19 protein-coding genes and 1 other annotated feature are annotated in these 19,440 nt (G+C 50.7%); of the genes, 12 read left to right on the forward strand and 7 right to left on the reverse strand.

All coding sequences use genetic code 11. The annotated features are described in order from the left end of the window. Positions 1-14: 14 nt before the first annotated feature. The gene (arcA, locus tag G434_RS06090) at positions 15-731 is read right to left on the reverse strand and encodes a two-component system response regulator ArcA (protein WP_001194358.1); all 717 of its coding nucleotides are present in this window, start codon (positions 729-731) and stop codon (positions 15-17) included. A gap of 95 nt (positions 732-826) precedes the next feature. On the opposite strand from arcA, the gene yjjY reads away from it, so the two are divergent. The 7 genes from yjjY (at position 827) to G434_RS06065 (ending at position 7,606) form a co-directional block, all read left to right on the forward strand. Beyond that, positions 827-967 carry a YjjY family protein gene (yjjY, locus tag G434_RS0125905; protein ID WP_001303782.1) on the forward strand — a complete coding sequence of 47 codons (141 nt, stop codon included), beginning with the start codon at positions 827-829 and terminating at the stop codon, positions 965-967. A 399-nt stretch (positions 968-1,366) separates the two neighbouring features. Next, positions 1,367-2,053, forward strand: a complete 687-nt coding sequence (locus tag G434_RS06085) for a tRNA/rRNA methyltransferase (RefSeq protein WP_001223149.1) — start codon at positions 1,367-1,369, stop codon at positions 2,051-2,053. Between the two features lie 213 nt (positions 2,054-2,266). After that, positions 2,267-2,332 (forward strand): thr operon leader peptide, encoded by a 66-nt coding sequence (gene thrL / locus G434_RS0125910; RefSeq protein ID WP_001386572.1) that lies wholly within the window; start codon positions 2,267-2,269, stop codon positions 2,330-2,332. Beyond that, positions 2,268-2,387 (forward strand) — a sequence feature (Thr leader region). (Overlaps the previous gene by 65 nt.) A gap of 25 nt (positions 2,388-2,412) precedes the next feature. After that, on the forward strand, positions 2,413-4,875 hold the full coding sequence (thrA, locus tag G434_RS06080; RefSeq protein WP_001264698.1) for a bifunctional aspartate kinase/homoserine dehydrogenase I: 2,463 nt from the start codon (positions 2,413-2,415) through the stop codon (positions 4,873-4,875). A gap of 1 nt (position 4,876) precedes the next feature. After that, positions 4,877-5,809 (forward strand): homoserine kinase, encoded by a 933-nt coding sequence (thrB, locus tag G434_RS06075; RefSeq protein ID WP_000241652.1) that lies wholly within the window; start codon positions 4,877-4,879, stop codon positions 5,807-5,809. After that, positions 5,810-7,096: a threonine synthase gene (thrC, locus tag G434_RS06070; protein ID WP_000781055.1), complete on the forward strand. Its 1,287-nt coding sequence runs from the start codon at positions 5,810-5,812 to the stop codon at positions 7,094-7,096. It abuts the gene before it with no gap. Between the two features lie 213 nt (positions 7,097-7,309). Continuing rightward, on the forward strand, positions 7,310-7,606 hold the full coding sequence (locus tag G434_RS06065) for a DUF2502 domain-containing protein (RefSeq protein ID WP_000738732.1): 297 nt from the start codon (positions 7,310-7,312) through the stop codon (positions 7,604-7,606). 152 nt (positions 7,607-7,758) lie between these two features. Here G434_RS06065 and yaaA read toward each other — a convergent pair whose 3' ends face one another. Together yaaA and G434_RS06055 are read right to left on the reverse strand one after the other, a co-directional pair. Next, positions 7,759-8,535 carry a peroxide stress protein YaaA gene (yaaA, locus tag G434_RS06060; protein WP_000906180.1) on the reverse strand — a complete coding sequence of 259 codons (777 nt, stop codon included), beginning with the start codon at positions 8,533-8,535 and terminating at the stop codon, positions 7,759-7,761. Positions 8,536-8,604: 69 nt separating this feature from the next. Then, entirely contained in the window at positions 8,605-10,035 is a 1,431-nt protein-coding gene (locus G434_RS06055) for an alanine/glycine:cation symporter family protein (protein ID WP_001112575.1), read from the reverse strand. 278 nt (positions 10,036-10,313) lie between these two features. Here G434_RS06055 and tal point away from each other — a divergent pair, with 278 nt between their 5' ends. Both tal and mog read left to right on the forward strand, forming a co-directional pair. Further along, a complete protein-coding gene (tal, locus tag G434_RS06050) occupies positions 10,314-11,267 on the forward strand; it encodes a transaldolase (RefSeq protein ID WP_000130187.1) in 954 nt (317 codons plus the stop codon). 114 nt (positions 11,268-11,381) lie between these two features. Next, positions 11,382-11,969, forward strand: coding sequence for a molybdopterin adenylyltransferase (mog, locus tag G434_RS06045; protein WP_001094685.1), 588 nt, complete (start codon positions 11,382-11,384; stop codon positions 11,967-11,969). A 34-nt stretch (positions 11,970-12,003) separates the two neighbouring features. Here mog and satP read toward each other — a convergent pair whose 3' ends face one another. The 3 genes from satP to G434_RS06030 form a co-directional block, all read right to left on the reverse strand. Next, positions 12,004-12,570 (reverse strand): acetate uptake transporter, encoded by a 567-nt coding sequence (satP, locus tag G434_RS06040; protein ID WP_000528538.1) that lies wholly within the window; start codon positions 12,568-12,570, stop codon positions 12,004-12,006. A gap of 148 nt (positions 12,571-12,718) precedes the next feature. Beyond that, entirely contained in the window at positions 12,719-13,432 is a 714-nt protein-coding gene (msyB, locus tag G434_RS06035; protein ID WP_001102367.1) for an acidic protein MsyB, read from the reverse strand. A 25-nt stretch (positions 13,433-13,457) separates the two neighbouring features. After that, entirely contained in the window at positions 13,458-13,862 is a 405-nt protein-coding gene (locus G434_RS06030) for a DUF2541 family protein (protein WP_000843584.1), read from the reverse strand. Positions 13,863-14,237: 375 nt separating this feature from the next. Between G434_RS06030 and dnaK the strand changes: the two genes are divergently transcribed. Together dnaK and dnaJ are read left to right on the forward strand one after the other, a co-directional pair. Beyond that, a complete protein-coding gene (gene dnaK, locus G434_RS06025) occupies positions 14,238-16,154 on the forward strand; it encodes a molecular chaperone DnaK (protein WP_000516135.1) in 1,917 nt (638 codons plus the stop codon). A gap of 88 nt (positions 16,155-16,242) precedes the next feature. Then, positions 16,243-17,373, forward strand: coding sequence for a molecular chaperone DnaJ (gene dnaJ / locus G434_RS06020; RefSeq protein ID WP_001118464.1), 1,131 nt, complete (start codon positions 16,243-16,245; stop codon positions 17,371-17,373). Positions 17,374-17,476: 103 nt separating this feature from the next. On the opposite strand, the gene mokC is transcribed toward dnaJ, so the two are convergent. After that, on the reverse strand, positions 17,477-17,629 hold the full coding sequence (gene mokC / locus G434_RS0125920; protein ID WP_000809168.1) for a type I toxin-antitoxin system toxin MokC: 153 nt from the start codon (positions 17,627-17,629) through the stop codon (positions 17,477-17,479). 585 nt (positions 17,630-18,214) lie between these two features. Between mokC and nhaA the strand changes: the two genes are divergently transcribed. Beyond that, positions 18,215-19,381, forward strand: a complete 1,167-nt coding sequence (gene nhaA, locus G434_RS06015) for a Na+/H+ antiporter NhaA (protein WP_000681360.1) — start codon at positions 18,215-18,217, stop codon at positions 19,379-19,381. The last annotated feature ends 59 nt before the right edge of the window (positions 19,382-19,440 follow it).

Consider the following 19,440-nt stretch of genomic DNA (forward strand, 5'->3'; position numbering starts at 1 on the left):
GGTGGTAAAGCCGATTAATCTTCCAGATCACCACAGAAGCGATAACCTTCACCGTGAATGGTGGCGATGATTTCCGGCGTATCCGGCGTAGATTCGAAATGTTTACGAATACGGCGGATCGTCACGTCTACAGTACGGTCGTGCGGTTTCAGCTCACGGCCGGTCATTTTCTTCAGCAGTTCAGCACGGGACTGAATTTTGCCTGGGTTTTCACAGAAGTGAAGCATGGCGCGGAACTCGCTGCGCGGCAGCTTGTACTGCTCGCCATCAGGGCCGATCAACGAACGGCTGTTGATGTCCAGTTCCCAACCATTGAACTTGTAGCTTTCAACGCTACGACGTTCTTCGCTGACAGTACCCAGATTCATGGTACGGGACAGCAGGTTGCGTGCACGAATAGTCAGTTCACGTGGGTTGAACGGTTTGGTGATGTAGTCATCTGCACCGATTTCGAGGCCGAGAATTTTATCGACTTCGTTGTCACGGCCAGTCAGGAACATCAACGCAACATTCGCCTGCTCGCGCAGTTCACGCGCTAACAGAAGACCGTTCTTACCCGGCAGATTGATATCCATGATCACCAGGTTGATGTCATATTCAGAGAGGATCTGATGCATTTCCGCGCCATCTGTCGCTTCGAAAACATCATAGCCTTCCGCTTCGAAAATACTTTTCAACGTGTTGCGTGTTACCAACTCGTCTTCAACGATAAGAATGTGCGGGGTCTGCATGTTTGCTACCTAAATTGCCAACTAAATCGAAACAGGAAGTACAAAAGTCCCTGACCTGCCTGATGCATGCTGCAAATTAACATGATCGGCGTAACATGACTAAAGTACGTAATTGCGTTCTTGATGCACTTTCCATCAACGTCAACAACATCATTAGCTTGGTCGTGGGTACTTTCCCTCAGGACCCGACAGTGTCAAAAACGGCTGTCATCCTAACCATTTTAACAGCAACATAACAGGCTAAGAGGGGCCGGACACCCAATAAAACTACGCTTCGTTGACATATATCAAGTTCAATTGTAGCACGTTAACAGTTTGATGAAATCATCGTATCTAAATGCTAGCTTTCGTCACATTATTTTAATAATCCAACTAGTTGCATCATACAACTAATAAACGTGGTGAATCCAATTGTCGAGATTTATTTTTTATAAAATTATCCTAAGTAAACAGAAGGATATGTAGCATTTTTTAACAATTAAACCGTTAGTACAGTCAGGAAATAGTTTAGCCTTTTTTAAGCTAAGTAAAGGGCTTTTTCTGCGACTTACGTTAAGAATTTGTAAATTCGCACCGCATAATAAGTTGACAGTGATCACCCTGTTCGCGGTTATTTGGTCAAGAAGAGTGGCAATATGCGTATAACGATTATTCTGGTCGCACCCGCCAGAGCAGAAAATATTGGGGCAGCGGCGCGGGCTATGAAAACGATGGGGTTTAGCGAACTGCGGATTGTCGATAGTCAGGCACATCTGGAGCCAGCTACTCGCTGGGTCGCACATGGATCTGGTGATATTATTGATAATATTAAAGTTTTCCCGACACTGGCTGAATCGTTACACGATGTCGATTTCACTGTTGCCACCACTGCGCGCAGTCGGGCGAAATATCATTACTACGCTACGCCAGTAGAACTGGTGCCGCTGTTAGAGGAAAAATCTTCATGGATGAGCCATGCCGCGCTGGTGTTTGGTCGCGAAGATTCCGGGTTGACTAACGAAGAGTTAGCGTTGGCTGACGTTCTTACTGGTGTGCCGATGGTGGCGGATTATCCTTCGCTCAATCTGGGGCAGGCGGTGATGGTCTATTGCTATCAATTAGCAACATTAATACAACAACCGGCGAAAAGTGACACAACGGCAGACAAACATCAACTGCAAGCTTTACGCGAACGAGCCATGGCACTGCTGACGACTCTGGCAGTGGCAGATGACATAAAACTGGTCGACTGGTTACAACAACGCCTGGGGCTTTTAGAGCAACGAGACACGGCAATGTTGCACCGTTTGCTGCATGATATTGAAAAAAATATCACCAAATAAAAAACGCCTTAGTAAGTATTTTTCAGCTTTTCATTCTGACTGCAACGGGCAATATGTCTCTGTGTGGATTAAAAAAAGAGTGTCTGATAGCAGCTTCTGAACTGGTTACCTGCCGTGAGTAAATTAAAATTTTATTGACTTAGGTCACTAAATACTTTAACCAATATAGGCATAGCGCACAGACAGATAAAAATTACAGAGTACACAACATCCATGAAACGCATTAGCACCACCATTACCACCACCATCACCATTACCACAGGTAACGGTGCGGGCTGACGCGTACAGGAAACACAGAAAAAAGCCCGCACCTGACAGTGCGGGCTTTTTTTTCGACCAAAGGTAACGAGGTAACAACCATGCGAGTGTTGAAGTTCGGCGGTACATCAGTGGCAAATGCAGAACGTTTTCTGCGGGTTGCCGATATTCTGGAAAGCAATGCCAGGCAGGGGCAGGTGGCCACCGTCCTCTCTGCCCCCGCCAAAATCACCAACCACCTGGTGGCGATGATTGAAAAAACCATTAGCGGCCAGGATGCTTTACCCAATATCAGCGATGCCGAACGTATTTTTGCCGAACTTCTGACGGGACTCGCCGCCGCCCAGCCGGGATTCCCGCTGGCGCAACTGAAAACTTTCGTCGACCAGGAATTTGCCCAAATAAAACATGTCCTGCATGGCATTAGTTTGTTGGGGCAGTGCCCGGATAGCATCAACGCTGCGCTGATTTGCCGTGGCGAGAAAATGTCGATCGCCATTATGGCCGGCGTATTAGAAGCGCGCGGTCACAACGTTACCGTTATCGATCCGGTCGAAAAACTGCTGGCAGTGGGGCATTACCTCGAATCTACCGTCGATATTGCTGAGTCCACCCGCCGTATTGCGGCAAGTCGTATTCCGGCTGATCACATGGTGCTGATGGCAGGTTTCACCGCCGGTAATGAAAAAGGCGAACTGGTGGTGCTTGGACGCAACGGTTCCGACTACTCTGCTGCGGTGCTGGCTGCCTGTTTACGCGCCGATTGTTGCGAGATTTGGACAGACGTTGACGGGGTCTATACCTGCGACCCGCGTCAGGTGCCCGATGCGAGGTTGTTGAAGTCGATGTCCTACCAGGAAGCGATGGAGCTTTCCTACTTCGGCGCTAAAGTTCTTCACCCCCGCACCATTACCCCCATCGCCCAGTTCCAGATCCCTTGCCTGATTAAAAATACCGGAAATCCTCAAGCACCAGGTACGCTCATTGGTGCCAGCCGTGATGAAGACGAATTACCGGTCAAGGGCATTTCCAATCTGAATAACATGGCAATGTTCAGCGTTTCCGGCCCGGGGATGAAAGGAATGGTTGGCATGGCGGCGCGCGTCTTTGCAGCGATGTCACGCGCCCGTATTTCCGTGGTGCTGATTACGCAATCATCTTCCGAATACAGTATCAGTTTCTGCGTTCCACAAAGCGACTGTGTGCGAGCTGAACGGGCAATGCAGGAAGAGTTCTACCTGGAACTGAAAGAAGGCTTACTGGAGCCGCTGGCAGTGACGGAACGGCTGGCCATTATCTCGGTGGTAGGTGATGGTATGCGCACCTTGCGTGGGATCTCGGCGAAATTCTTTGCCGCGCTGGCCCGCGCCAATATCAACATTGTCGCCATTGCTCAGGGATCTTCTGAACGCTCAATCTCTGTCGTGGTAAATAACGATGATGCGACCACTGGCGTGCGCGTTACTCATCAGATGCTGTTCAATACCGATCAGGTTATCGAAGTGTTTGTGATTGGCGTCGGTGGCGTTGGCGGTGCGCTGCTGGAGCAACTGAAGCGTCAGCAAAGCTGGCTGAAGAATAAACATATCGACTTACGTGTCTGTGGTGTTGCCAACTCGAAGGCTCTGCTCACCAATGTACATGGCCTTAATCTGGAAAACTGGCAGGAAGAACTGGCGCAAGCCAAAGAGCCGTTTAATCTCGGGCGCTTAATTCGCCTCGTGAAAGAATATCATCTGCTGAACCCGGTCATTGTTGACTGCACCTCCAGCCAGGCAGTGGCGGATCAATATGCCGACTTCCTGCGCGAAGGTTTCCACGTTGTTACGCCGAACAAAAAGGCTAACACCTCGTCGATGGATTACTACCATCTGTTGCGTCATGCGGCGGAAAAATCGCGGCGTAAATTCCTCTATGACACCAACGTTGGGGCTGGATTACCGGTTATTGAGAACCTGCAAAATCTACTCAATGCAGGTGATGAATTGATGAAGTTCTCCGGCATTCTTTCTGGTTCGCTTTCTTATATCTTCGGCAAGTTAGACGAAGGCATGAGTTTCTCCGAGGCGACCACGCTGGCGCGGGAAATGGGTTATACCGAACCGGACCCGCGAGATGATCTTTCTGGTATGGATGTGGCGCGTAAACTATTGATTCTCGCTCGTGAAACGGGACGTGAACTGGAGCTGGCGGATATTGAAATTGAACCTGTGCTGCCCGCAGAGTTTAACGCCGAGGGTGATGTTGCCGCTTTTATGGCGAATCTGTCACAGCTCGACGATCTCTTTGCCGCGCGCGTGGCGAAGGCCCGTGATGAAGGAAAAGTTTTGCGCTATGTTGGCAATATTGATGAAGATGGCGTCTGCCGCGTGAAGATTGCTGAAGTGGATGGCAACGATCCGCTGTTCAAAGTGAAAAACGGCGAAAACGCCCTGGCCTTCTATAGCCACTATTATCAGCCGCTGCCGTTGGTGCTGCGCGGATATGGTGCGGGCAATGACGTTACAGCTGCCGGTGTTTTTGCCGATCTGCTACGTACCCTCTCATGGAAGTTAGGAGTCTGACATGGTTAAAGTTTATGCCCCGGCTTCCAGTGCCAATATGAGCGTCGGGTTTGATGTGCTCGGGGCGGCGGTGACACCCGTTGATGGTGCATTGCTCGGAGATGTAGTCACGGTTGAGGCGGCAGAGACATTCAGTCTCAATAACCTCGGACGCTTTGCCGATAAGCTGCCGTCAGAACCTCGGGAAAATATCGTTTATCAGTGTTGGGAGCGTTTTTGCCAGGAGCTGGGTAAGCAAATTCCAGTGGCGATGGCCCTGGAAAAGAATATGCCGATCGGCTCGGGCTTAGGCTCCAGCGCCTGCTCAGTGGTCGCGGCGCTGATGGCGATGAATGAACACTGCGGCAAGCCGCTTAATGACACCCGTTTGCTGGCTTTGATGGGCGAGCTGGAAGGGCGTATCTCCGGCAGCATTCATTACGACAACGTGGCACCGTGTTTTCTTGGTGGTATGCAGTTGATGATCGAAGAAAACGACATCATCAGCCAGCAAGTGCCAGGGTTTGATGAGTGGCTGTGGGTGCTGGCGTATCCGGGGATTAAAGTCTCGACGGCAGAAGCCAGGGCTATTTTACCGGCGCAGTATCGCCGCCAGGATTGCATTGCGCACGGGCGACATCTGGCAGGCTTTATTCACGCCTGCTATTCCCGTCAGCCTGAGCTTGCCGCGAAGCTGATGAAAGATGTTATCGCTGAACCCTACCGTGAACGGTTACTGCCAGGCTTCCGGCAGGCGCGGCAGGCGGTCGCGGAAATCGGCGCGGTAGCGAGCGGTATCTCCGGCTCCGGCCCGACTTTGTTCGCTCTGTGTGACAAGCCGGATACCGCCCAGCGCGTTGCCGACTGGTTGGGTAAGAACTACCTGCAAAATCAGGAAGGTTTTGTTCATATTTGCCGGCTGGATACGGCGGGCGCACGAGTACTGGAAAACTAAATGAAACTCTACAATCTTAAAGATCACAATGAGCAGGTCAGCTTTGCGCAAGCCGTAACCCAGGGGTTGGGCAAAAATCAGGGGCTGTTTTTCCCGCACGACCTGCCGGAATTCAGCCTGACTGAAATTGATGAGATGCTGAAGCTGGATTTTGTCACCCGCAGTGCGAAGATCCTCTCGGCGTTTATTGGTGATGAAATCCCGCAGGAAATCCTGGAAGAGCGCGTACGCGCGGCGTTTGCCTTCCCGGCTCCGGTCGCCAATGTTGAAAGCGATGTCGGTTGTCTGGAGTTGTTCCACGGGCCAACGCTTGCATTTAAAGATTTCGGCGGTCGCTTTATGGCACAAATGCTGACCCATATTGCGGGCGATAAGCCAGTGACCATTCTGACCGCGACCTCCGGTGATACCGGAGCGGCAGTGGCTCATGCTTTCTACGGTTTGCCGAATGTGAAAGTGGTTATCCTCTATCCACGAGGCAAAATCAGTCCACTGCAAGAAAAACTGTTCTGTACATTGGGCGGCAATATTGAAACTGTTGCCATCGACGGCGATTTCGATGCCTGTCAGGCGCTGGTGAAGCAGGCGTTTGATGATGAAGAACTGAAAGTGGCGCTGGGGTTAAACTCAGCTAACTCGATTAACATCAGCCGTTTGCTGGCGCAGATTTGCTACTACTTTGAAGCCGTGGCGCAGTTGCCGCAGGAAGCGCGCAACCAGCTGGTTGTCTCGGTGCCAAGCGGAAACTTCGGCGATTTGACGGCGGGTCTGCTGGCGAAGTCACTCGGTCTGCCGGTGAAACGTTTTATTGCTGCGACCAACGTGAACGATACCGTGCCACGTTTCCTGCACGACGGTCAGTGGTTACCCAAAGCGACTCAGGCGACGTTATCCAACGCGATGGACGTGAGTCAGCCGAACAACTGGCCGCGTGTGGAAGAGTTGTTCCGCCGCAAAATCTGGCAACTGAAAGAGCTGGGTTATGCAGCCGTGGATGATGAAACCACGCAACAGACAATGCGTGAGTTAAAAGAACTGGGCTACACCTCGGAGCCGCACGCTGCCGTAGCTTATCGTGCGCTGCGTGACCAGTTGCATCCAGGCGAATATGGCTTGTTCCTCGGCACCGCGCATCCGGCGAAATTTAAAGAGAGCGTGGAAGCGATTCTCGGTGAAACGTTGGATCTGCCAAAAGAGCTGGCAGAACGTGCTGATTTACCCTTGCTTTCGCATAACCTGCCCGCCGATTTTGCTGCGTTGCGTAAATTGATGATGAATCATCAGTAACATCTATTCATTATCTCAATCAGGCCGGGTTTGCTTTTATGCAGCCCGGCTTTTTTATGAAGAAAATATGGAGAAAAACGACAGGGAAAAAGGAGAAATTCTCAATAAATGCGGTAACTTAGAGATTAGGATTGCGGAGAATAACAACTGCCGTTCTCATCGCGTAATCTCCGGATATCGACCCATAACGGGCAATGATAAAAGGAGTAACCTGTGAAAAAGATGCAATCTATCGTACTCGCACTTTCCCTGGTTCTGGTCGCTCCCATGGCAGCGCAGGCTGCGGAAATTACGCTAGTCCCGTCAGTAAAATTACAGATAGGCGATCGTGATAATCGTGGCTATTACTGGGATGGCGGTCACTGGCGCGACCACGGCTGGTGGAAACAACATTATGAATGGCGAGGCAATCGCTGGCACCCATATGGACCGCCGCCACCGCCGCGCCACCATAAGAAAGCTCCTCATGATCATCACGGCGGTCATGGTCCAGGCAAACATCACCGCTAAATGACAAATGCCGGGTAACAATCCGGCATTCAGCGCCTGATGCGACGCTGGCGCGTCTTATCAGGCCTACGTTAATTCTGCAATATATTGAATCTGCATGCTTTTGTAGGCCGGATAAGGCGTTCACGCCGCATCCGGCATTTACTGCAAACTTAACGCTGCTCGTAGCGTTTAAACACCAGTTCACCATTGCTGGAGGAAGCTTCATCAAAGAAGTAACCTTCGCTATTAAAACCAGTCAGTTGCTCTGGTTTGGTCAGCCGATTTTCAATAATGAAACGACTCATCAGACCGCGTGCTTTCTTAGCGTAGAAGCTGATGATCTTAAATTTGCCGTTCTTCTCATCGAGGAACACTGGCTTGATAATCTCGGCATTCAATTTCTTCGGCTTCACCGATTTAAAATACTCATCTGACGCCAGATTTATCACCACATTATCGCCTTGTGCTGCGAGCGCCTCGTTCAGCTTGTTGGTGATGATATCTCCCCAGAATTGATACAGATCTTTCCCTCGGGCATTCTCAAGACGGATCCCCATTTCCAGACGATAAGGCTGCATTAAATCGAGCGGGCGTAGTACGCCATACAAGCCGGAAAGCATTCGCAAATGCTGTTGGGCAAAATCGAAATCGTCTTCGCTGAAGGTTTCGGCCTGCAAGCCGGTGTAGACATCACCTTTAAACGCCAGAATCGCTTGGCGGGCATTCTCCGGCGTGAAATCTGGCTGCCAGTCATTAAAGCGAGCGGCGTTGATACCCGCCAGTTTGTCGCTGATGCGCATCAGCGTGCTAATCTGCGGAGGCGTCAGTTTCCGCGCTTCATGGATCAACTGCTGGGAATTGTCTAACAGCTCCGGCAGCGTATAGCGCGTGGTGGGCAATGGGCTTTGGTAATCGAGCGTTTTTGCAGGTGAAATAAGAATCAGCATATCCAGTCCTTGCAGGAAATTTATGCCGACTTTAGCAAAAAAAGAGAATGAGTTGATCGATAGTTGTGATTACTCCTGCGAAACATCATCCCACGCGTCCGGAGAAAGCTGGCGACCGATATCCGGATAACGCAACGGATCAAACACCGGGCGCACGCCGAGTTTACGCTGGCGTAGATAATCACTGGCAATGGTATGAACCACAGGCGAGAGCAGTAATATGGCGGTCAAATTGGTAATAGCCATGCAGGCCATAATGATATCTGCCAGTTGCCACATCAGCGGAAGACTTAGCAAGGTGCCGCCGATGACCGTTGCGAAGGTGCAGATTCGCAGACACCAGATCGCTTTAGGGTTGTTCAGGCGTAAGAAGAAGAGATTGTTTTCGGCATAAATGTAGTTGGCAACGATGGAGCTGAAGGCAAACAGAATAACCACGAGGGTAACAAACTCCGCACCCCAGGAACCCATTAACACCCGCATCGCCTTCTGGATAAGCTGAATACCTTCCAGCGGCATGTAGGTTGTGCCGTTACCCGCCAGTAATATCAGCATGGCGCTTGCCGTACAGATGACCAGGGTGTCGATAAAAATGCCAATCATCTGGACAATTCCTTGCGCTGCGGGATGCGGAGGCCAGGACGCAGCCGCCGCTGCCGCGTTTGGCGTCGACCCCATTCCTGCCTCATTGGAAAACATACTGCGCTGAAAACCGTTAGTAATCGCCTGGCTTAAGGTATATCCCGCCGCGCCGCCTGCCGCTTCCTGCCAGCCAAAAGCACTCTCAAAAATAGACCAAATGACGTGGGGAAGTTGCCCGATATTCATTACGCAAATTACCAGGCTGGTCAGTACCCAGATTAACGCCATCAACGGGACAAACCCCTGCATGAGCCGGGCGACGCCATGAAGACCGCGAGTGATTGCCAGCAGAGCAAAGACAGCAAGAATAATGCCTGTCACCAGCGGGGGAAAATCAAAAGAAAAACTCAGGGCTCGGGCAACGGCGTTCGCCTGAACTCCGCTGAAAATTATGCCGTAGGCGATGAGCAAAAAGAGGGCGAACAGAACGCCCATCCAGCGCATCCCCAGCCCGCGCGCCATATACCATGCCGGTCCGCCACGAAACTGCCCATTAACGTCACGTTCTTTATAAAGTTGTGCAAGGGAACATTCGGCAAACGAGGTCGCCATGCCGATAAACGCGGCAACCCACATCCAGAAGACGGCACCTGGTCCACCGGCGGTAATAGCCAGCGCAACGCCAGCCAGGTTGCCGCTACCCACGCGCGCCGCAAGACTGGTACACAATGATTGAAATGAGGTTAAACCGCCTGGCTGTGGATGAATGCTATTTTTAAGACTTTTGCCAAACTGGCGGATGTAGCGAAACTGCACAAATCCGGTGCGAAAAGTGAACCAACAACCTGCGCCGAAGAGCAGGTAAATCATTACCGATCCCCAAAGGACGCTGTTAATAAAGGAGAAAAAATCTGGCATGCATATCCCTCTTATTGCCGGTCGCGATGACTTTCCTGTGTAAACGTTACCAATTGTTTAAGAAGTATATACGCTACGAGGTACTTGATAACTTCTGCGTAGCATACATGAGGTTTTGTATAAAAATGGCGGGCGATATCAACGCAGTGTCAGAAATCCGAAACAGTCTCGCCTGGCGATAACCGTCTTGTCGGCGGTTGCGCTGACGTTGCGTCGTGATATCATCAGGGCAGACCGGTTACATCCCCCTAACAAGCTGTTTAAAGAGAAATACTATCATGACGGACAAATTGACCTCCCTTCGTCAGTACACCACCGTAGTGGCCGACACTGGGGACATCGCGGCAATGAAGCTGTATCAACCGCAGGATGCCACAACCAACCCTTCTCTCATTCTTAACGCAGCGCAGATTCCGGAATACCGTAAGTTGATTGATGATGCTGTCGCCTGGGCGAAACAGCAGAGCAACGATCGCGCGCAGCAGATCGTGGACGCGACCGACAAACTGGCAGTAAATATTGGTCTGGAAATCCTGAAACTGGTTCCGGGCCGTATCTCAACTGAAGTTGATGCGCGTCTTTCCTATGACACCGAAGCGTCAATTGCGAAAGCAAAACGCCTGATCAAACTCTACAACGATGCAGGGATTAGCAACGATCGTATTCTGATCAAACTGGCTTCTACCTGGCAGGGTATCCGTGCTGCAGAACAGCTGGAAAAAGAAGGTATTAACTGTAACCTGACACTGCTGTTCTCCTTCGCTCAGGCTCGTGCTTGTGCGGAAGCGGGCGTGTTCCTGATCTCGCCATTTGTTGGCCGTATTCTTGACTGGTACAAAGCGAATACCGACAAGAAAGAGTACGCTCCGGCAGAAGATCCGGGCGTGGTTTCTGTATCTGAAATCTACCAGTACTACAAAGAGCACGGTTATGAAACCGTGGTTATGGGCGCAAGCTTCCGTAACATCGGCGAAATTCTGGAACTGGCAGGTTGCGACCGTCTGACCATCGCTCCGGCACTGCTGAAAGAGCTGGCTGAGAGCGAAGGGGCTATCGAACGTAAACTGTCTTACACCGGCGAAGTGAAAGCGCGTCCGGCGCGTATCACTGAGTCCGAGTTCCTGTGGCAGCACAACCAGGATCCAATGGCAGTAGATAAACTGGCGGAAGGTATCCGTAAGTTTGCTGTTGACCAAGAAAAACTGGAAAAAATGATCGGCGATCTGCTGTAATCATTCTTAGCGTGACCGGGAAGTCGGTCACGCTACCTCTTCTGAAGCCTGTCTGTCACTCCCTTCGCAGTGTATCATTCTGTTTAACGAGACTGTTTAAACGGAAAAATCTTGATGAATACTTTACGTATTGGCTTAGTTTCCATCTCTGATCGCGCATCCAGCGGCGTTTATCAGGATAAAGGCATCCCTGCGTTGGAAGAATGGCTGACATCGGCGCTAACCACGCCGTTTGAACTGGAAACCCGCTTAATCCCCGACGAGCAGGCGATCATCGAGCAAACGTTGTGTGAGCTGGTGGATGAAATGAGTTGCCATCTGGTGCTCACCACGGGCGGAACTGGCCCGGCGCGTCGTGACGTAACGCCCGATGCGACGCTGGCAGTAGCGGACCGCGAGATGCCAGGCTTTGGTGAACAGATGCGCCAGATCAGCCTGCATTTTGTACCAACTGCGATCCTTTCGCGTCAGGTGGGTGTGATTCGCAAACAGGCGCTGATCCTTAACTTACCCGGTCAGCCGAAGTCGATTAAAGAGACGCTGGAAGGTGTAAAGGACGCTGAGGGTAACGTTGTGGTGCACGGTATTTTTGCCAGCGTACCGTACTGCATTCAGTTGCTGGAAGGGCCATACGTTGAAACGGCACCGGAAGTGGTTGCTGCATTCAGACCGAAGAGTGCAAGACGCGAAGTTAGCGAATAAAAAAATCCCCCCGAGCGGGGGGATCTCAAAACAATTAGTGCGATTCACCAATCGGCAGAACGGTGCGACCAAACTGCTCGTTCAGCACTTCACCCATCGCCAGATAGATTGCGCTGGCACCGCAGATCAGACCAATCCAGCCGGCAAAGTGGATGATTGCGGCGTTACCGGCAATGTTACCGATCGCCAGCAGGGCAAACAGCACGGTCAGGCTAAAGAAAACGAATTGCAGAACGCGTGCGCCTTTCAGCGTGCCGAAGAACATAAACAGCGTAAATACGCCCCACAGACCCAGGTAGACACCAAGGAACTGTGCATTTGGCGCATCGGTCAGACCCAGTTTCGGCATCAGCAGAATCGCAACCAGCGTCAGCCAGAAAGAACCGTAAGAGGTGAATGCGGTTAAACCGAAAGTGTTGCCTTTTTTGTACTCCAGCAGACCAGCAAAAATTTGCGCGATGCCGCCGTAGAAAATGCCCATGGCAAGAATAATACCGTCAAGAGCGAAATAACCCACGTTGTGCAGGTTAAGCAGAATGGTGGTCATGCCGAAGCCCATCAGGCCCAGCGGTGCCGGATTAGCCAACTTAGTGTTGCCCATAATTCCTCAAAAATCATCATCGAATGAATGGTGAAATAATTTCCCTGAATAACTGTAGTGTTTTCAGGGCGCGGCATAATAATCAGCCAGTGGGGCAGTGTCTACGATCTTTTGAGGGGAAAATGAAAATTTTCCCCGGTTTCTGGTATCAGACCTGAGTGGCACTAACCATCCGGCGCAGGCAGGCGATTTGCAGTACGGCTGGAATCGTCACGCGATAGGCGCTGCCGCTGACCGCTTTAACCCCATTTAGTGCCGCGCCTACAGGGCCTCCCAGCCCCGCGCCGCGAAGCAAACCATGCCCAAGTACGCTCATTGCTGCGTGGGTGCGTAAAATGCGGGTCAATTGGCTGGAAAGCAAATGCGACACGCCTTTTGCCAATAATTTGTCTTTCATCAGCAGCGGCAGCAGCTCTTCCAGCTCATTCACCCTGGCATCGACCGCGTGCAGAAACTCCTGCTTATGTTCCTCGTCCATTTTCTTCCAGGTATTACGCAGAAATTGTTCCAGTAACTGTTGCTCAATTTCAAACGTAGACATCTCTTTGTCGGCTTTCAGCTTCAATCGTTTTGAAACATCGAGCAAAATGGCCCGATACAATTTACCGTGTCCGCGCAGTTTGTTGGCGATACTATCGCCACCAAAATGTTGTAATTCTCCGGCAATCAGCTGCCAGTTGCGGCGGTGTTGCTCGGGATGTCCTTCCATCGATTTAAACAGTTCGTTGCGCATCAGTACGCTGGAGAGGCGAGTTTTGCCTTTTTCATTATGGGTGAGCAGCCGGGCGAAATTTGCCAATTGTTCCTCACTACAATGCTGGAGAAAATCCAGATCTGAATCATTCAGGTAATTAACATTCATTTTTTGTGGCTTCTATATTCTGGCGTTAGTCGTCGCCGATAATTTTCAGCGTGGCCATATCCGATGAGTTCACCGTATGGCCGGAAAAGGTGATTTTTGAGACGCAGCGTTTATTGTCGTTATCGCTGTTAATGTTGATCCAGTCAGTGGTTTGCCCTTCTTTTATTTCTGAAGGAATATTCAGGCTCTGACTGGCGCTACGGGCGGCTTTGAAATAAACCGATGCACCGCTTAACTGCAAATCGCCATGGTCGGCTGAGAGTTGTATGCGTTTAACAATTCGGCAAACAGGAAGTTTCAGCGCCAGATCGTTGGTTTCGTTACGTGGCATTGCAATGACGCCGAGGATTTTATGGTCGTTTGCCTGCGCCGTGCAGCACAGCATCAGGCTAATCGCCAGGCTGGCGGAAAGCGTAAAAACGGATTTCATAAGGATTCTCTTAGTGGGGAGAGGTAGGGGATGAATACCCACTAGTTTACTGCTGATAAAGAGAAGATTCAGGTACGTAATATTTTCTTTTTATTACAATTTTTCTATGAATGTCTTGGCTGCTATTCATTCTCTATATGAATAAAATTGCTGTCAGTTTCATGTCTTGTTCTGGCATATCGCGAAATTTCTGCGCAAAAGCACAAAAAATTTTTGCATCTCCCCCTTGATGACGTGGGTTACGACCCCATTTAGTAGTCAACCGCAGTGAGTGAGTCTGCAAAAAAATGAAATTGGGCAGTTGAAACCAGACGTTTCGCCCCTATTACAGACTCACAACCACATGATGACCGAATATATAGTGGAGACGTTTAGATGGGTAAAATAATTGGTATCGACCTGGGTACTACCAACTCTTGTGTAGCGATTATGGATGGCACCACTCCTCGTGTACTGGAGAACGCCGAAGGCGATCGCACCACGCCTTCTATCATTGCCTATACCCAGGATGGTGAAACTCTGGTTGGTCAGCCGGCTAAACGTCAGGCAGTGACGAACCCGCAAAATACCCTGTTTGCGATTAAACGCCTGATTGGCCGCCGCTTCCAGGACGAAGAAGTACAGCGTGATGTTTCCATCATGCCGTTCAAAATTATTGCTGCTGATAACGGCGACGCATGGGTCGAAGTTAAAGGCCAGAAAATGGCACCGCCGCAGATCTCTGCTGAAGTGCTGAAAAAAATGAAGAAAACCGCTGAAGATTACCTGGGTGAACCGGTAACTGAAGCTGTTATCACCGTACCGGCATACTTTAACGATGCTCAGCGTCAGGCAACCAAAGACGCAGGCCGTATCGCTGGTCTGGAAGTAAAACGTATCATCAACGAACCGACCGCAGCTGCGCTGGCTTACGGTCTGGACAAAGGTACTGGCAACCGTACTATCGCGGTTTATGACCTGGGTGGTGGTACTTTCGATATTTCTATTATCGAAATCGACGAAGTTGACGGCGAAAAAACCTTCGAAGTTCTGGCAACCAACGGTGATACCCATCTGGGTGGTGAAGACTTCGACAGCCGTCTGATCAACTACCTGGTTGAAGAATTCAAGAAAGATCAGGGCATTGACCTGCGCAACGATCCGCTGGCAATGCAGCGCCTGAAAGAAGCGGCAGAAAAAGCGAAAATTGAGCTGTCTTCCGCTCAGCAGACCGACGTTAACCTGCCGTACATCACTGCAGACGCGACCGGTCCGAAACACATGAACATCAAAGTGACTCGTGCGAAACTGGAAAGCCTGGTTGAAGATCTGGTAAACCGTTCCATTGAGCCGCTGAAAGTTGCACTGCAGGACGCTGGCCTGTCCGTATCTGATATCGACGACGTTATCCTCGTTGGTGGTCAGACTCGTATGCCAATGGTTCAGAAGAAAGTTGCTGAGTTCTTTGGTAAAGAGCCGCGTAAAGACGTTAACCCGGACGAAGCTGTAGCAATCGGTGCTGCTGTTCAGGGTGGTGTTCTGACTGGTGACGTAAAAGACGTACTGCTGCTGGACGTTACCCCGCTGTCTCTGGGTATCGAAACCATGGGCGGTGTGATGACGACGCTGATCGCGAAAAACACCACTATCCCGACCAAGCACAGCCAGGTGTTCTCTACCGCTGAAGACAACCAGTCTGCGGTAACCATCCATGTGCTGCAGGGTGAACGTAAACGTGCAGCTGATAACAAATCTCTGGGTCAGTTCAACCTGGATGGTATCAACCCGGCACCGCGCGGCATGCCGCAGATCGAAGTTACCTTCGATATCGATGCTGACGGTATCCTGCACGTTTCCGCGAAAGATAAAAACAGCGGTAAAGAGCAGAAGATCACCATCAAGGCTTCTTCTGGTCTGAACGAAGATGAAATCCAGAAAATGGTACGCGACGCAGAAGCTAACGCCGAAGCTGACCGTAAGTTTGAAGAGCTGGTACAGACTCGCAACCAGGGCGACCATCTGCTGCACAGCACCCGTAAGCAGGTTGAAGAAGCAGGCGACAAACTGCCGGCTGACGACAAAACTGCTATCGAGTCTGCACTGACTGCACTGGAAACTGCTCTGAAAGGTGAAGACAAAGCCGCTATCGAAGCGAAAATGCAGGAACTGGCACAGGTTTCCCAGAAACTGATGGAAATCGCCCAGCAGCAACATGCCCAGCAGCAGACTGCCGGTGCTGATGCTTCTGCAAACAACGCGAAAGATGACGATGTTGTCGACGCTGAATTTGAAGAAGTCAAAGACAAAAAATAATCGCCCTATAAACGGGTAATTATACTGACACGGGCGAAGGGGTATTTCCTCTCCGCCCGTGCATTCATCTAGGGGCAATTTAAAAAAGATGGCTAAGCAAGATTATTACGAGATTTTAGGCGTTTCCAAAACAGCGGAAGAGCGTGAAATCAAAAAGGCCTACAAACGCCTGGCCATGAAATACCACCCGGACCGTAACCAGGGTGACAAAGAGGCCGAGGCGAAATTTAAAGAGATCAAGGAAGCTTATGAAGTTCTGACCGACTCGCAAAAACGTGCGGCATACGATCAGTATGGTCATGCTGCGTTTGAGCAAGGCGGCATGGGCGGCGGCGGTTTTGGCGGCGGCGCAGACTTCAGCGATATTTTTGGTGACGTTTTCGGCGATATTTTTGGCGGCGGACGTGGTCGTCAACGTGCGGCGCGCGGTGCTGATTTACGCTATAACATGGAGCTCACCCTAGAAGAAGCTGTACGTGGCGTGACCAAAGAGATCCGCATTCCGACTCTGGAAGAGTGTGACGTTTGCCACGGTAGCGGTGCAAAACCAGGTACACAGCCGCAGACCTGTCCGACCTGTCATGGTTCTGGTCAGGTGCAGATGCGCCAGGGTTTCTTTGCCGTGCAGCAGACCTGTCCACACTGTCAGGGCCGGGGTACGCTGATCAAAGATCCGTGCAACAAATGTCATGGTCATGGTCGTGTTGAGCGCAGCAAAACGCTGTCCGTTAAAATCCCGGCAGGGGTGGACACTGGAGACCGCATCCGTCTTGCGGGCGAAGGTGAAGCGGGCGAGCATGGCGCACCGGCAGGCGATCTGTACGTTCAGGTTCAGGTTAAACAGCACCCGATTTTCGAGCGTGAAGGCAACAACCTCTATTGCGAAGTCCCGATCAACTTCGCTATGGCGGCGCTGGGTGGCGAAATCGAAGTACCGACCCTTGATGGTCGCGTCAAACTGAAAGTGCCTGGCGAAACCCAGACCGGTAAGCTGTTCCGTATGCGCGGTAAAGGCGTCAAGTCTGTCCGCGGTGGCGCACAGGGTGATTTGCTGTGCCGCGTTGTCGTCGAAACACCGGTAGGTCTGAACGAGAAGCAGAAACAGCTGCTGCAAGAGCTGCAGGAAAGCTTCGGTGGCCCAACCGGCGAGCACAACAGCCCGCGTTCAAAGAGCTTCTTTGATGGTGTGAAGAAGTTTTTCGACGACCTGACTCGCTAACCTCCCCAAAAGCCTGCCCGTGGGCAGGCTTGGGTAAAAATAGGGTGCGTTGAAGATATGCGAGCACCTGTAAAGTGGCGGGGATCACTCCCCGCCGTTGCTCTTACTCGGATTCGTAAGCCGTGAAAACAGCAACCTCCGTCTGGCCAGTTCGGATGTGAACCTCACAGAGGTCTTTTCTCGTTACCAGCGCCGCCACTACGGCGGTGATACAGATGACGATCAGGGCGACAATCATCGCCTTATGCTGCTTCATTGCTCTCTTCTCCTTGACCTTACGGTCAGTAAGAGGCACTCTACATGTGTTCAGCATATAGGGGGCCTCGGGTTGATGGTAAAATATCACTCGGGGCTTTTCTCTATCTGCCGTTCAGCTAATGCCTGAGACAGACAGCCTCAAGCACCCGCCGCTATTATATCGCTCTCTTTAACCCATTCTGTTTTATCGATTCTAATCCTGAAGACGCCTCGCATTTTTATGGCGTAATTTTTTAATGATTTAATTATTTAACTTTAATTTATCTCTTCATCGCAATTATTGTCGACAAACTGGATTATTTTTGAAATATTGGCCTAACAAACATCGCAGACTGACAACAAATTAATTATTACTTTTCCTAATTAATCCCTCAGAAATCCTGACCTTAAGCTATGATTATCAGGGCTTAGGGTCACACGTCAGCGCTTACAGCCGTCAAAAACTCATCTCATCACTGATGACGCAAATCCTTCAATGGTTCGTAAAAAACGAATTATTCCTACACTATAATCTGATTTTAACGATGATTCGTGCGGGGTAAAATAGTAAAAACGATCTATTCACCTGAAAGAGAAATAAAAAGTGAAACATCTGCATCGATTCTTTAGCAGTGATGCCTCGGGAGGCATTATTCTTATCATTGCCGCTATCCTGGCGATGATTATGGCCAATAGCGGCGCAACCAGTGGATGGTATCACGACTTTCTGGAGACGCCGGTTCAGCTCCGGGTTGGTTCACTCGAAATCAACAAAAACATGCTGTTATGGATAAATGACGCGCTGATGGCGGTATTTTTCCTGTTAGTCGGTTTGGAAGTTAAACGTGAACTGATGCAAGGATCGCTAGCCAGCTTACGCCAGGCCGCATTTCCAGTTATCGCCGCTATTGGTGGGATGATTGTGCCGGCATTGCTCTATCTGGCCTTTAACTATGCCGATCCGATTACCCGCGAAGGGTGGGCGATCCCGGCGGCTACTGACATTGCCTTTGCACTTGGTGTGCTGGCGCTGTTGGGAAGTCGTGTTCCGTTAGCGCTGAAGATCTTTTTGATGGCTCTGGCTATTATCGACGATCTTGGGGCCATCATTATCATCGCATTGTTCTACACTAATGACTTATCGATGGCCTCTCTTGGTGTCGCGGCTGTAGCAATTGCGGTACTCGCGGTATTGAATCTGTGTGGTGTACGCCGCACGGGCGTCTATATTCTGGTTGGCGTGGTGTTGTGGACTGCGGTGTTGAAATCGGGGGTTCACGCAACCCTGGCGGGGGTAATTGTCGGCTTCTTTATTCCTTTGAAAGAGAAGCATGGGCGTTCTCCAGCGAAGCGACTGGAGCATGTGTTGCACCCGTGGGTGGCGTATCTGATTTTACCGCTGTTTGCATTTGCTAATGCTGGCGTTTCACTGCAAGGCGTCACGCTGGATGGCTTGACCTCCATTCTGCCATTGGGGATCATCGCTGGCTTGCTGATTGGCAAACCGCTGGGGATTAGTCTGTTCTGCTGGTTGGCGCTGCGTTTGAAATTGGCGCATCTGCCTGAGGGAACGACTTATCAGCAAATTATGGCGGTGGGGATCCTGTGCGGTATCGGTTTTACTATGTCTATCTTTATTGCCAGCCTGGCCTTTGGTAGCGTAGATCCAGAACTGATTAACTGGGCGAAACTCGGTATCCTGGTCGGTTCTATCTCTTCGGCGGTAATTGGATACAGCTGGTTACGCGTTCGTTTGCGTCCATCAGTTTGACAGGACGGTTTACCGGGGAGCCATAAACGGCTCCCTTTTCATTGTTATCAGGGAGAGAA

The sequence above is a fragment of the Escherichia sp. KTE172 genome (genome assembly GCF_000408845.1).
Taxonomy (GTDB): Bacteria; Pseudomonadota; Gammaproteobacteria; order Enterobacterales; family Enterobacteriaceae; genus Escherichia; species Escherichia coli.

Coding starts and splice junctions, on each gene's coding strand:
- dnaK (WP_000516135.1), top strand. CDS start 14,238: ATGGGTAAAATAATTGGTATCGACCTGGGTACTACCAACTCTTGTGTA.
- yjjY (WP_001303782.1), top strand. CDS start 827: ATGACTAAAGTACGTAATTGCGTTCTTGATGCACTTTCCATCAACGTC.
- satP (WP_000528538.1), bottom strand. CDS start 12,570: ATGGGCAACACTAAGTTGGCTAATCCGGCACCGCTGGGCCTGATGGGC.
- arcA (WP_001194358.1), bottom strand. CDS start 731: ATGCAGACCCCGCACATTCTTATCGTTGAAGACGAGTTGGTAACACGC.
- thrB (WP_000241652.1), top strand. CDS start 4,877: ATGGTTAAAGTTTATGCCCCGGCTTCCAGTGCCAATATGAGCGTCGGG.
- G434_RS06055 (WP_001112575.1), bottom strand. CDS start 10,035: ATGCCAGATTTTTTCTCCTTTATTAACAGCGTCCTTTGGGGATCGGTA.
- msyB (WP_001102367.1), bottom strand. CDS start 13,432: ATGAATGTTAATTACCTGAATGATTCAGATCTGGATTTTCTCCAGCAT.
- thrA (WP_001264698.1), top strand. CDS start 2,413: ATGCGAGTGTTGAAGTTCGGCGGTACATCAGTGGCAAATGCAGAACGT.
- G434_RS06085 (WP_001223149.1), top strand. CDS start 1,367: ATGCGTATAACGATTATTCTGGTCGCACCCGCCAGAGCAGAAAATATT.
- dnaJ (WP_001118464.1), top strand. CDS start 16,243: ATGGCTAAGCAAGATTATTACGAGATTTTAGGCGTTTCCAAAACAGCG.
- G434_RS06030 (WP_000843584.1), bottom strand. CDS start 13,862: ATGAAATCCGTTTTTACGCTTTCCGCCAGCCTGGCGATTAGCCTGATG.
- yaaA (WP_000906180.1), bottom strand. CDS start 8,535: ATGCTGATTCTTATTTCACCTGCAAAAACGCTCGATTACCAAAGCCCA.
- thrC (WP_000781055.1), top strand. CDS start 5,810: ATGAAACTCTACAATCTTAAAGATCACAATGAGCAGGTCAGCTTTGCG.
- mokC (WP_000809168.1), bottom strand. CDS start 17,629: ATGAAGCAGCATAAGGCGATGATTGTCGCCCTGATCGTCATCTGTATC.
- mog (WP_001094685.1), top strand. CDS start 11,382: ATGAATACTTTACGTATTGGCTTAGTTTCCATCTCTGATCGCGCATCC.
- tal (WP_000130187.1), top strand. CDS start 10,314: ATGACGGACAAATTGACCTCCCTTCGTCAGTACACCACCGTAGTGGCC.